Consider the following 12,724-nt stretch of genomic DNA (forward strand, 5'->3'; position numbering starts at 1 on the left):
GCCGTGTCTGGTGTTAACAAACACTACAGGATAACAGCCACCCGCGAGGCTTCTATGAAGCTTTTATGACAGAGTAATCGCTGGACCGGGTGTGTCGCGGGTAAGAAGAGCTTTCGTAAAACCACGCTCACGCGGCTTTGCGGAAGCCCTCCATCCGCACGGCCTTGTCCCGGTTGCGCTTGTATTTGGTTTTGTCTTCAACCACCCGCATCTGGTACTTTGGTGTTCTCAGTTCCCGTTGCACAGCGCTGTGCTGTGTGGCTTTCGCCTTTTTTCTGGCCATCTCGGTTTCTCCTTTGTTGGCCTGCATTCAATCTTGACTATTATATCACGTCCCCAAATTCCAAGAGCGTAAGCAATGACACTCACGGTGTGGCTCACATTTCTCGTCGCAGCGGCCCTGACAGCGCCAGGCGTCCTGGAAAGACCTTTTGCTCATAGGTAGTTCTGTGTAATTGTGCGGCCACCGCGATTGCCGTCAAATACTCCGACATTAACCAGGGAGCCACTAACGTGCTGATTGCTTCTCTCGCCATTCTTGCCGGTCTCGCCCTTCTGGTCTGGAGCGCGGATCGTTTTGTGGAAGGCTCGGCTGCAACAGCCGGCCATTTTGGCATGCCGCCATTGCTGATCGGCATGGTCGTGATTGGCTTTGGCACGTCTGCACCGGAAATGGTGGTTTCAGCGCTGGCTGCAAGCCAGGGAAATCCGGGTCTGGCGTTGGGTAACGCTTATGGCTCCAACATCACCAACATCGCCCTGATTCTGGGGATTACTGCAGTGCTTGCGCCTATCGCCGTGCACTCTCAGGTCATGCGCAAGGAATTGCCGATTCTGGCACTGGTCACCCTGGCGGCCGCCTGGCTTCTGTTTGATGGCGAGCTGAGTCGGCTCGATGCTGCCGGCTTGCTGGTGCTCTTTGCCCTCCTGCTTGGCTGGAGTATCTGGTCTGGCATGAGGAAGACCGATGACCCGTTCGCCAACGAGGTGGACGCCGAACTCACCGCCCATGCCATGCCCATTCGTAAGGCCGTATTCTGGCTGTTGGCAGGGCTTGTCCTGCTGATAATCAGCTCCCGCATCCTGGTCTGGGGAGCCATCGACCTGGCCACCCGTTTCGGCGTCAGTGATCTGGTCATCGGTCTGACCATTGTTGCAGTCGGCACGTCACTGCCGGAGTTGGCGTCCTCGATCATTGCGGCCCGCAAAGGAGAGCACGACCTGGCACTGGGTAATATTCTGGGCTCCAACCTGTTCAACACTCTGGCGGTGGTGGGCATTGCCGGTACCATTGCACCCATGGCCGTGGCGGACGAGGTATTGATGCGTGACATTCCCGTGATGGTAGGTCTAACCCTTGCCCTGTTTGTACTTGGTTACGGTTTTCGAGGCCCCGGGCGTATCAACCGGCTGGAAGGCGCCGGATTGCTGGCCGTTTTTATTGGTTACACGGCCTATCTGTTAACCACCGCCTTTTAAGACAGCAACCCGGGGGTCAGCAACCATTTACTGACTCCCGGATACTGCGTAAGATCCAGCACAAACTCCTGCCCCCGTGCCGCACTTTTCAGGCGACAGTACTCCGGGGAGTCGTCCGGGCGCCAGCGCTCCGGGTTGTGATGGTAGCTCAGGGGCACACTATCGGCTACTGGCATAAAAGCCGCCGGCAACCGCCAGTCGGTTACGTTTGCCGCTCCTGCCGCCGTCAATCGGTGCCGCTCGTCCAGGCCTGACACCACCCCAGCAGCGGGCAACTCCCCGCTCAGGCCGGGAATCTGCAGTCTGTCACCACTGACATAAAGGCAGTTGTGGGCGGATCGTGTGCCGTGCAGATGCGGGTGGTAGGCCGCCCATTCCGGCACGGGCGCCGCCTCGTAAACTGGCCAGACTTGCCCCACCTGCAACCAGCCCCAAATGGCGTGAAACGGCCGGCTTTGCGGCACAAAGCGCCAGCGCCGGCGATACCGCTCCACCGGCCGGAACAAAGCAAAGAACAGAAACAGATCGCCGGGCCCCACACCATGGTTGGCGAGGTGCGCCTGGGCCGAGCCGTGCTGACCAAGCAACGGGCGCCAGCCTGGCAGCCGGGGATAGGCACCCTCAATCAGATCCGGGTCAAGGTGGGCACCCATTCGGGAGAAGCCGGAACGGCCGGTTAGCTGGGAGACCAGGGGGCCAATACTTTGGCCATTGTAGTGAATCTGGCTATACCGGATGGGTGACTGATTATCCGGAATCGGAAGCGCCAGAGCATGTCCGTCCGGAAACACAGGATTGGGGCAACCACCGGCAGAACTGTCAAAGCCCTTGCGGCTCAGGATAAGTTTCATAACCCAACATTATCTACGAAAGCATGGTCGCCCGACCATGCTGTCAGCAAAGATAGTCTCAGGAGCTGACCGTCAGGCTGACTGTTCTGCAGCCTTTTCCCGGGCTACCGCTGCCGGCGCTCCCAAACACAACAAAACGGCCCCCACCGAACAGGCCAACATACTCAGGGTAATAGGCAGCAGAGCCTCGCCACCATACGCCGATGACAAGGCACTGATCGCACCGGCCAGAGTGAACTGGGACGCACCCAGCATGGCTGCGGCCGTCCCTCCCATGTGAGGGAAAAATTCAAGGGCGTTGGCCATATTGTTCGGCACAATCCCACCCTGGCAACCTACCGCCGCGATGATAAATCCGGCTACCGCCCACAAGGGCCCATCCAGCAACACCACCGACACCAGACCGACCAGCATCACGAACTGGATGATCACCTGCACCCTCAACAGCACCACGGAAGAAAAGGTGCGCAGCAACGGCCGGTTAATCAGATTAAGCACCGCCATCACCCCGATATTGGCGGCAAACAGAACGGAGAAGGTGCTGTTCGACAGCCCGAACCACTCCTGATAGATAAATGAAGAATGGGTGATAAACAGCATCATGCTGCTGAAACACATCACCTGGATACCGACAAAACGCATGGTCGTGCGATGCTTGAGCACCAGCACATAGTTGGTCACCAGTGTTTTGACCGGCGTGGTTGCCCGTGGCCGGGGTTTGAGCCGGGGAAACAAAGCCAGCTGCAGAACAACAGCCAGGAAGAACGCGTAGGCCGCCAGGAGGACATAAATCCAGTGCCAGTCACCCAGCGCCAGCATAAGGGCGCCAAGAGACGGAGCCGCCGCAGGAGCAATAAACATGATCAGCCCGATCAATCCGAACAGTCTGGCTGCCTCCTGGCCACCCACCTGATCTCTCACAATAGCGGGTACCGACACCGCACAGAATGCGCCGCCAATACCCTGGACCACCCGCCAGGCAATCATGCTGGACAGGTTATCCGCCAGTGCGATCATCAGGCTGGCCAGCGCAAACACTGCCAGCCCGATAAACAAAATGTTGCGGCGGCCATAACGGTCAGATAACGGCCCGCCCACCAGTTGGGCCATGCCCAGAGTTGCCACATAGGCGCTCAGCGTTAGGCCTACATCGGCATGGGGAATAGCAAAATCTCGGGCTATGGCAGGGAACGCGGGCAGGTAGGCATCCAGGGCGAGGGGCCCAAGTGCGACGGTCATACCAAGCAGAAGTGCAAGCTGAAAATGCGACAAGATCTACCTCCAGAGACAAGGTAGATAGCTAACAATGTTTATGACCGCCTGGCAATCAGCGCTTTCCGAAAGCCGCTTAATTCAGCACACACTCATGGCTGTAGGTCTGGCTCAGTTCCCGGCGCCGCTGCCGCAGACTGTTGCCCCGATCGTTGCCGTAACCGGCGCGAAGTCTCGCTTGCAAACGGTCCAGTTGCTTGCGGTACTGCTGGCACTGCCGGGTACGGGCTTCCTCCGCCTGCTGAGATTTGGCGTAACGATTCTTGCTGTTAGGCGAGAGCAGCTGGTCCAGCTCTTTGCGGTTGCGGGTTACCCGGTCAGACTGCCGGATATTCTCCGCCATCGGCATGGTGATAGGCGGACGGACCTGCACCCGACGGTGCTCGTCCAGCATCGGTGGTGTATCGGAAAAATGGATAGAGCCGTTGGCATCGGTCCAACGATAGATTTCTGCCTGGGCTGGCAAAGAAATGAAAAGACATAGGCAAAACGGCAGGGCCTTGATCCTTGGCATGGGTTCACATCCTGTGAAGTTGTTGGTGTTCGAATGTACCGGCGCCAGGCAGAAACCTGGCACCGGGTCAGACTATAACCGATGACGAACGGCTTTGCAGGAACCGTGTCACCGGTCCAGCAGCTCAATCCAATGCTGAACGGGCACCTCTGAGCGGGACTCCAGATGCAGCTGGCAACCGATATTGGCGGTCACAATCCGCACCGGATCATCAATGGTCAACGCTTCCAGCTTGTTCCTCAGCAGCTTCTGGCTCATCTCCGGCTGGGTGATCGAATAGGTTCCCGCCGAGCCACAGCACAGGTGCTTGTCTTTGGTGGCGGCCAGGTCAATGCCGGCACGGGTCAGCACCCGCTCCACCACGCCGTTCTGTTTCATGGCGTGCTGCAGGGTACACGGGCAATGGAAGGCCACTTTACCCGCCTGGGCACTGGCTTTCAGGGGCTCCAGATCCTCCTTCAGCATAAAGGCGCCCAGATCGGTGCACAGTTCGCTCACTTTCCGGGCCTTGTTGGCATAGACCGGGTCGTGCCTCAGCAGATGGCCGTAATCCTGCACCATGGCACCGCAGCCGGAGGCCGTCATCACGATGGCTTCCGCGCCCGCCTCAATGGCCGGCCACCAGGCATCGATATTCCGGCGCATCTGCTCCAGGCCGCGCTCGTGCTCGGAGAGGTGATAATTGACCGCGCCACAACAGCCAGCCTGGGGCGCTTCCACCAGGGTAATGCCCAGTTTATCCAGTACCCGGGCTGTCGCCGCGTTGGTGTTGGGGGCGGCCGAGGGCTGCACACATCCGGCGAGCCCCAGCACAATGCGGTTATGGCTTGAAGCTGGCCAGGGGCTGGCCTGCCGGCGCGGCGGCACCTTGGTGCGGAGCTTTTCCGGCAGCATCGGCCGGAATGCCTGCCCGGCCCGCAGCAGCAAGCCGAATAGCCGGCGATGGGGTAACACTCGGGTGAGTGCCCAGCGCAGCCACTTTTCTTTCGGCTTGCGGGGCAGCTCCTCTTCCAGCAAGCCACGGCTGATATCCACCAGGCGACCATACTGAACACCGGAGGGGCACGTCGTCTCACAACTGCGGCAGGTCAGGCAGCGGTCCAGGTGCTCCCGGGTCTTCTCTGTCACTTCCCCGCCTTCCAGAAACATCTTCATCAGATAGATGCGGCCCCGGGGACCGTCTCGCTCGTCGTTCAATTCCTGATAGGTGGGGCAGGTTGCGGTGCAGAAACCGCAGTGCACACAGGCCCGGAGGATCTCTTCCGCCTCCTGGCCTTCGGATGTATTGGCAAATTGCTGAACCAGATTCGTTTGCATGATTACAACCAACTATAAAGGCGACCGGGATTAAACAGGCCGTCGGGGTCAAACGAGTTTTTTACACGGCGCTGGATGGTTTTCAGTGCTTCTGGTGGCGATTGCATCACCTCGCCCTGGCGGTCGCCGCCGCGGAACAGGCTGACCTGGCCACCCGCTGACCGCGCCAGTTTTTCCATGTCGGCAAGCGGGGCGTCACCACGATACCAGCGCTGGCCGCCCACCCAGTCCATCAGCCAGGGGCCCGGCAGATCCTCGGTGGGCGAGGTTGATCCCACTGAAAAGCGCCAGAGGGGCGTCTCAGCATCGGAGAAAAACCCATGCTGCATATCCCGGATCTGCTGCCAGAAGCGGTCGCCGTCGTCGAATACATCGCCAGACCATTTGTCGGCGGTGGCCTCTACAGCCGAACGTGCGCCAGACAAACGCAGGTACACCTTGCCATCTACCCAGCAAGCGCCGGTGATGGGTTTGGGCTCACCAGCCCGGCGGTTCATGTAGTCGATCACCTCATCCATGGCCATATCCTGAACCAGGGTGACGGAAGCCGCCGGTTTCGGCATCACTTTCAGGCTGACCTCGGTGATCACGCCCAGGGTACCCATGGCGCCGGCCTGCAACCGGGACACATCGTAACCGGCCACGTTCTTCATCACCTGACCACCAAAACGGAGGTGTTCACCCTTGCCGTTCAGCAGCCGAATGCCCAGTACCTGATCCCGCACCGACCCTGTCCACGGGCGGGCGGGGCCAGACAGGTTGCAGGCCAGCGTGCCGCCAATGGTGGAGGCGTCACTGAAACGAGGCGGTTCGAAGTGCAGGCATTGGCCTTCTGCCGCCAGCGTTTCTTCAATGTCTTTCAAAGGCGTACCAGCCCGCACCGTGAGCACCAGCTCAACCGGGTGATACTCCACAATGCCGGTGTGGCCGGCCAGGTTCAGGGTCTCGGCCTCTGCGCTGGGCTCACGGCCCATAAACGCCTTGCTGCCGCCGCCAACAATATTCAGCTTGTTGCCGTACTGCCGGGCCTGACGCACCTGCTCCTGCAGTTGTTGAATCTGATCAGCCATGGCTGGCACCCGCCTGTTCGTGTTTGTGTTGCTTGTGTTCAATAGAGCGATATTCCTGGCAGAACCGGAGCGTCGGCACCCCCTTGCCCGGATTCAGGATGCCAGTGGGGTCAAAGGCGGCTTTCACATCGTGGAACTGCTGCAATTCTTCATCATTGAACTGCACGGCCATCTGGCGGATTTTCTCCACACCCACGCCGTGTTCGCCGGTTATGCAGCCACCCACTTCCACACACAGAGACAGAATGGCACTACCGAACGCCTCGGCACTCTCGAACTCACCGGGCACATTGGCATCAAACAGAATCAACGGGTGCAAGTTGCCGTCGCCAGCGTGGAACACATTGGCTACCCGAAGACCAAACCGCTCGGACATGGCCTCCATTTCCAGAAGCACCTTGGCCAGGTGTCGGCGCGGAATCGTGCCGTCCATGCAGTAGTAGTCAGGCGAGATTCGACCAACCGCCGGGAATGCTGATTTACGGCCCTTCCACAACAGCGCACGCTCCGCCTCGCTGGAGGACGTACGGATGGACGTGGCGCCCAGTTTCCGGAACACCGCTTCTGCCTCGGCAATGTGTTCGTGCACTTCTTCTTCGGTGCCATCCACTTCGCACAACAGCAGAGCTTTGGCATCTCTCGGGTAGCCCGCCTGGCAAAAGTCATCGGCGGCAATAATGGCGTGACCATCCATCATTTCCAGGCCACCGGGAATGATGCCATGGGCGATAACACCACCGACCGCATCGCCGGCTTTCTCAACACTGTCGAAACCGGCCATGATCACCTGCGCCACTTCCGGCTTGGGCAACAGTTTGACCTTCACCTCCGTGACCACACCCAGAAGCCCTTCGGAGCCGGTCAGCAGTGCCAGCAAGTCCATACCACAGCTGTCGAGCCCGTCGCTGCCCACTGTTACCCGGTCACCTTCTGCGGTGACGATTTCGACACTCAGCAGGTTATGGACGGTCAGCCCGTACTTCAGGCAGTGCACGCCGCCAGAGTTCTCCGCCACATTACCGCCAATGGTGCAGGCAATCTGGGATGACGGGTCCGGCCCGTAATACAGGCCGAACTGGGCGGCCTCTTCGCTGATGGCCAGGTTCCGCACGCCCGGCTGCAGCCGGGCCGTCCGGGCCAGCGGGTCAACTTCCAGAATCCGGTTGAACTTGGCCAGCGACAGCACCACGCCTTCTTTATGGGGCATGGCCCCTGCGCACAAACCTGTACCGGCGCCGCGGGCCACCACGGGCACGCCGTGTTCGTGGCAGATTCGCATGACCCGCTGCACCTGTTCTACGGTCTCGGGCAGCACCACCAGCATGGGCATTTCCCGGTACATGGCCAGGCCATCGCACTCATAGGGTTTGAGGGTTTCGTCATCGGTAATGACAAACTCCGGGTCGATAAAGGCCCGGAGCTGTTCAGCCAATTCCGTTTTAGCTAACCCCGGTTTGCTGGCATGTGATGTGGTTGTCATAACGTTCTCTGATTGTTATTGGCGCTGTTGTTCAAAGTAGTCGATACCCGCCTGGGCACAATCCATGTCCTGTTGCGGGGTGCCTGAACTCAGACCAATCCCGCCAACCACCTCGCCATTCACCAGCACTGGCAAGCCCCCGCCCACCGTGCTTAAACGGCCACCCACTTCGGTATGAATACCGAAGGCCAGATTGCCCGGCACGTTGGCCGCGTTGTATTCGTGGGTGGCTTTGCGCGCGGCGGCGGCCGTAAAGGCTTTGTCCTGGGCGATAATGACACTGGTGGTTTTGCCGCCATCCATGCGTTCAAACGCCACCAGGTTGCCGGATTCATCGACTACCGCAATGCACATGGGAACACCGATGTCGCGGGCCTTTTCGCTGGCGCCTTTGATCAGGAGCCGGGCATCTTCAAGATCCAGGCGATGGATGGTTAACATGGCTTCAACCTCGCTGACGTACAATTTCAGGTTCTACAAACCTCAGAATACTCGCCATCAGCCCAGAGATCGTCTATCGTTTTAGTAACTGGTCCTACCAGTTTGTTAAATCCCGAAACATGGAATAATTCGTAACCTCCCGCCATTCATGAAGTTTGGCGGTACAGGCAGTCTCAGCAAAACCGGATCCGTATAACCCGAAACTGGTCAGACCAGCAATAAGATCATGGGCATATCCAAAGAAATTTCCTATAAGCTTGAGCACCTAATTCTGGAAGGCGGCCTGGCGCCAGGGCAGAAGATCCCCTCGGAACGGCAGCTATCAACCAAACTCGGGGTATCCCGGTCGGTGGTGCGTGAGGCTCTGCATGAATTGCAGGCCCGGGGCGTCATTGAAACCCGCCACGGCAAGGGCTCGTTTGTTGCCAGCATCGTGCCGGAATCCGATGTGCAGGGCGCCAATAGTCCGTTAATGTATCTCTATCAGGGCCACACCCGTACCCTGTATGACCTGCTGGAAGTGCGCGAGCAACTGGAAGGCCAGGCCGCTTTTCTGGCCGCGCAGCGAGCCACCAACCTGGACCGGCATCGCCTCACCCGGGCATTCCGCGCGCTGGAAAGCACAGACCCGTTGAGCAACGCCCGCCCTGACCACGGCTTTCACCACGCCATCGTGGAAGCATCCCACAATCCGATTCTGGTGCACATTCTGAGCGGCTTGAAAAACATGATGCTGCTGACCGTTCAGGCCTCGGTCTCCAACCTGAACCCGAAAGAAGACATGCGCCGGAAAATCATGGGCCAGCACCGGCAGCTGTACGAGGCCATCATGGCCGGCAAACCTGACCAGGCACGCAAGGTGGCCACCGCTCACGTTCGTTTCGTGCGGCAAACCATGAAAGAAATGGAGAAAGAAGGCGATGAATTGCTGCGCATCCCCGCCCCGGAAGATCTCGCCGATCTGCTGAACGATTCAGGCTCACCGTAAGGTGTAAAATTGTTTGCATTGATCATTGATTAGGCCAGAATGACCAACAGGCAAGTGCTTCGATTTTCACCAAAATCCTACAAAGCGGTATTGATTTCCACGGCTACAGTCCGTAAAACATGCGCCTTTGAATGACAGCCCCCAGGAGTCACCCCATGGCGGAACCCGCGCCTCTGATTTGCAGGGACATCCACAAGACCTTTGACAAACTCGAAGTCCTCAAGGGCGTTTCTCTGGAAACCCGCAAAGGCGACGTGGTCTCGCTGATCGGCAGCTCAGGCTCTGGCAAGAGTACCTTCCTGCGCTGCATCAACCTGCTCGAAACGCCTACCTCTGGCGACATTATCGTGCACGGTGATCCAATCCGGTTCAAAAACAACCGCAAGGGTGAGCGCATTCCGGCCGATAATCGCCAGGTGGAACTGATCCGCGCGCGGCTGTCCATGGTTTTCCAAAGCTTCAACCTGTGGTCCCACATGACGGTGCTGGAGAACATCATTGAAGCACCGGTAAATGTTCTCAAGATCCCCAAGAAAGAAGCCATTGAGCGGGCCGAGGCCTACCTTAACAAGGTGGGCATCTACGAACGCAAAGATTACTACCCGGCCCAGATGTCCGGCGGCCAGCAGCAGCGCGCAGCCATCGCCCGTGCCTTGGCCATGGAGCCGGAAGTGATGCTGTTTGATGAACCCACCTCAGCGCTGGACCCGGAGCTGGTAGGTGAGGTTTTGAAGGTTATGCAGAGTCTGGCCGAGGAAGGCCGCACCATGATTGTGGTCACCCACGAGATGGCGTTTGCAAGGGATGTGTCCACTCAGGTCCTGTTCTTGCATCAGGGCGTGATTGAGGAGCAGGGTTCACCGGACAAGGTCTTTGACCATCCGGAATCCGAACGCATGAAGCAATTTCTTGCTCCCAAGTTCTGAACTCCGGTGCTATCTTGAAACCGGAAACGGAATAGAAACTTCCATAAAGAATAAAGCCATAACGGCAACTTACTGGAGAAGTGACACATGAAAAAACTGATTGTTGCAGCAAGCTGTGCCCTGGCCATGATCGCCGGCACCGCTCAGGCTCAGGACCGGAACCTGCGCATCGCATTCGATATCCCCTACGAGCCGTTCGAATACCGCGACGAGAACGGCGAGCTGACCGGTTTCGAAGTGGAACTGGCTACCGCCATGTGTGAAGAACTGAACGCCAACTGTGAGTTCGTCATCCAGGCGTGGGACGGCATGATCCCGGGCCTGCTGGCTCGCAAGTTCGACCTGATCATGTCATCCATGTCAATCACCCCTGAGCGTGCCGAGCGTGTGCTGTTCTCCGAGCCGTACTACATCACTCCGGGCGGCTGGTTCGGCCCTGAATCGTTCAACACCGACGTAACCGACATGGACGCCATGAAGGGCAAGACCGTGGGCGTTCAGCGCGGCACCACCATGGACACCTACGTAACCGAAAACATGGGCGGCGTGGTTTCCATCAAGCGTTACACCACCGCTGAAGATATGGTCCTGGACCTGGAAGGCCAGCGTCTGGACGCGGTCTTTGTTGACTACCCGGTGGGCGAGCAGACCATCCTGAACCGCGAAGGCTACAAGGAAGTCGGCGAGTCCGTGAAGCTCGGTGAAGGTGTAGGCGTTGCCATGCGCAAGCGTGACACCCAGTTGGCCGAAGACATCAACGCTGCACTCAAGAAGCTGAAAGAAGATGGTACTTATGATGCCATCATGGAAAAGTACTTCAGCTACGACATCAAGATTTAACCTGACCCGGGAGCAGCCTGTTGGCTGCTCCCCGCTTTCCGGAACTTCCCATGCTTGATCTGAAAGGCTACGGCCCGGCCCTCGCCGAGGGGGCGTTGGTCACCATTGAGCTGGCCTTCCTCTCGCTCGCTCTCGCAGTCACTCTGGGGTTGCTTGGCGCCTCGGCCAAACTCTCTGGCAACCGGGTACTGACCGGCGTGGCAACCGCTTACACCACCCTGATTCGCGGCGTGCCCGATCTGGTGATGATGCTGTTGTTCTACTATGGCGGCCAGGTGGCGGTGAACGCGCTATCCGATTATTTATGGGAAACCCGGCAAATCGACTTTTTCTTCCAGTTCGATCCGTTCATCTCTGGCGTGGTGACCATCGGGCTGATCTTTGGCGCCTATATGACGGAAACCTTCCGGGGCGCTTTTCTGGCGGTAGACACCGGCCAGATCGAGGCCGCCAAGGCCTACGGCTTTTCCCGCTGGCACACCTTCCGGCGGGTGATGATTCCGCAGATGCTGCGCCATGCCCTGCCTGGTATCGGCAATAACTGGCAGGTGCTGTTGAAGACCACCGCTCTGGTGTCGATCATCGGCCTGACCGATATGGTGCGGGTGGCGGAAGAAGCCGCCAAGGCCGAGCGCATGCCGTTCCACTTCTTTATTCCGGTGGCGGCGGTTTATCTGGCGCTAACGGCAGGCTCTGAGTTGTTCATCAAGTGGCTCGACAAGCGGGCCAATGTCGGCGTGGTTCGGGGGAATTGAGGATGCCTGATTTCATTGCCGAATGGTTGAACACGAACGATATCTTCAATGCCATGACCATGATGGAATACTGGGATGGCATGGTGACCACTGTGCAGCTGGTGTTTCTGTCGCTGGTGATTGGCCTGGTGGTTGCAGTTCCCCTGGCGATTCTGCGTACGGTGCGCAATCCGTTTGTGTCTGGCCCAATCTGGCTGTACACCTATTTGTTCCGGGGCACGCCGCTGCTGATTCAGCTATACATTATCTATTACGGTGTGGCGCAGATTCCGGGCATCCATGAGACTTTCTGGTGGACTATTTTCCGGGAGCCTTTCTACCCGGCCCTGTTGGCGTTTACGTTGAATACGGCGGCTTATACCACGGAGATTATCCGGGGGGCGATTGTGGCGACGCCCAATGGCGAGATTGAGGCGGCCAAGGCCTATGGCATGAACTGGCTGTTGCGAATGCGGCGGATTATTCTGCCCAATGCGGCGCGGCGGGCGGTGCAGGCGTACTCAAATGAGGTGATTTTTATGCTTCATGCGAGTGCGATTGCCAGTGTGGTGACCATTGTGGATTTGACGGGGGCGGCGCGGAACATTTATTCGCGGTTTTATGCTCCTTTTGAGGCGTTTATTTTTGTGGCGCTTTGCTACATGGCTTTGACGTTTATGCTGGTGTTTGCTTTCCGCAAACTGGAAAACCATCTTTTGCGGCATCAGAGGCCTATAAACTCCTGAGTTGTGGCTTTTGGTGCCTGGCCTGCTGGCAGGGCTGGCTTTCGGTTTTGGTGCATGGCCAGCCGG

Annotated in this window: 14 protein-coding genes; 6 read left to right on the plus strand and 8 right to left on the minus strand. The window is 58.3% G+C overall.

Annotation, left to right across the window (positions count from 1 at the left end; translation table 11 throughout):
- Positions 1 to 127 precede the first annotated feature (127 nt).
- On the minus strand, positions 128 to 283 hold the full coding sequence (locus ASQ50_RS21195) for a hypothetical protein (protein WP_197463797.1): 156 nt from the start codon (positions 281 to 283) through the stop codon (positions 128 to 130).
- A gap of 230 nt (positions 284 to 513) precedes the next feature.
- On the opposite strand from ASQ50_RS21195, the gene ASQ50_RS07405 reads away from it, so the two are divergent.
- Positions 514 to 1,479 (plus strand): calcium/sodium antiporter, encoded by a 966-nt coding sequence (locus ASQ50_RS07405; RefSeq protein ID WP_058090467.1) that lies wholly within the window; start codon positions 514 to 516, stop codon positions 1,477 to 1,479.
- Here the strand turns inward: ASQ50_RS07405 and ASQ50_RS07410 are convergent.
- The 7 genes from ASQ50_RS07410 to ASQ50_RS07440 all read right to left on the minus strand — a co-directional run bounded on the left by ASQ50_RS07410 (position 1,476) and on the right by ASQ50_RS07440 (position 8,424).
- Positions 1,476 to 2,330, minus strand: a complete 855-nt coding sequence (locus ASQ50_RS07410) for a hypothetical protein (protein WP_058090466.1) — start codon at positions 2,328 to 2,330, stop codon at positions 1,476 to 1,478. The genes ASQ50_RS07405 and ASQ50_RS07410 overlap by 4 nt on opposite strands.
- Positions 2,331 to 2,402: 72 nt before the next feature.
- Positions 2,403 to 3,602: a multidrug effflux MFS transporter gene (locus tag ASQ50_RS07415; protein ID WP_058090465.1), complete on the minus strand. Its 1,200-nt coding sequence runs from the start codon at positions 3,600 to 3,602 to the stop codon at positions 2,403 to 2,405.
- Between the two features lie 76 nt (positions 3,603 to 3,678).
- Positions 3,679 to 4,116, minus strand: a complete 438-nt coding sequence (locus tag ASQ50_RS07420) for a DUF4124 domain-containing protein (protein ID WP_058090464.1) — start codon at positions 4,114 to 4,116, stop codon at positions 3,679 to 3,681.
- 108 nt (positions 4,117 to 4,224) lie between these two features.
- Positions 4,225 to 5,433: a glycolate oxidase subunit GlcF gene (gene glcF, locus ASQ50_RS07425; protein ID WP_058090463.1), complete on the minus strand. Its 1,209-nt coding sequence runs from the start codon at positions 5,431 to 5,433 to the stop codon at positions 4,225 to 4,227.
- A gap of 2 nt (positions 5,434 to 5,435) precedes the next feature.
- On the minus strand, positions 5,436 to 6,503 hold the full coding sequence (gene glcE, locus ASQ50_RS07430; RefSeq protein ID WP_058090462.1) for a glycolate oxidase subunit GlcE: 1,068 nt from the start codon (positions 6,501 to 6,503) through the stop codon (positions 5,436 to 5,438).
- Complete coding sequence (locus ASQ50_RS07435; RefSeq protein ID WP_058090461.1) at positions 6,496 to 7,983, minus strand: FAD-linked oxidase C-terminal domain-containing protein; 1,488 nt, start codon at positions 7,981 to 7,983, stop codon at positions 6,496 to 6,498. Before ASQ50_RS07435 ends, glcE begins: the two co-directional genes overlap by 8 nt.
- Before the next feature lie 15 nt (positions 7,984 to 7,998).
- A complete protein-coding gene (locus tag ASQ50_RS07440; RefSeq protein ID WP_058090460.1) occupies positions 7,999 to 8,424 on the minus strand; it encodes a GlcG/HbpS family heme-binding protein in 426 nt (141 codons plus the stop codon).
- A gap of 226 nt (positions 8,425 to 8,650) precedes the next feature.
- Between ASQ50_RS07440 and ASQ50_RS07445 the strand changes: the two genes are divergently transcribed.
- The 5 genes from ASQ50_RS07445 (at position 8,651) to ASQ50_RS07465 (ending at position 12,658) form a co-directional block, all read left to right on the plus strand.
- The gene (locus tag ASQ50_RS07445; RefSeq protein ID WP_058090459.1) at positions 8,651 to 9,412 is read left to right on the plus strand and encodes an FCD domain-containing protein; all 762 of its coding nucleotides are present in this window, start codon (positions 8,651 to 8,653) and stop codon (positions 9,410 to 9,412) included.
- 155 nt (positions 9,413 to 9,567) lie between these two features.
- Positions 9,568 to 10,338 (plus strand): ABC transporter ATP-binding protein, encoded by a 771-nt coding sequence (locus ASQ50_RS07450; protein ID WP_058090458.1) that lies wholly within the window; start codon positions 9,568 to 9,570, stop codon positions 10,336 to 10,338.
- 87 nt (positions 10,339 to 10,425) lie between these two features.
- Positions 10,426 to 11,178 carry a transporter substrate-binding domain-containing protein gene (locus ASQ50_RS07455; protein ID WP_058090457.1) on the plus strand — a complete coding sequence of 251 codons (753 nt, stop codon included), beginning with the start codon at positions 10,426 to 10,428 and terminating at the stop codon, positions 11,176 to 11,178.
- Between the two features lie 50 nt (positions 11,179 to 11,228).
- Positions 11,229 to 11,933 carry an ABC transporter permease gene (locus tag ASQ50_RS07460; RefSeq protein ID WP_058090456.1) on the plus strand — a complete coding sequence of 235 codons (705 nt, stop codon included), beginning with the start codon at positions 11,229 to 11,231 and terminating at the stop codon, positions 11,931 to 11,933.
- 2 nt (positions 11,934 to 11,935) lie between these two features.
- Entirely contained in the window at positions 11,936 to 12,658 is a 723-nt protein-coding gene (locus tag ASQ50_RS07465) for an ABC transporter permease (RefSeq protein WP_058090455.1), read from the plus strand.
- Positions 12,659 to 12,724 lie beyond the last annotated feature (66 nt).

This window comes from Marinobacter sp. LQ44 (assembly GCF_001447155.2).
GTDB lineage: Bacteria > Pseudomonadota > Gammaproteobacteria > Pseudomonadales > Oleiphilaceae > Marinobacter.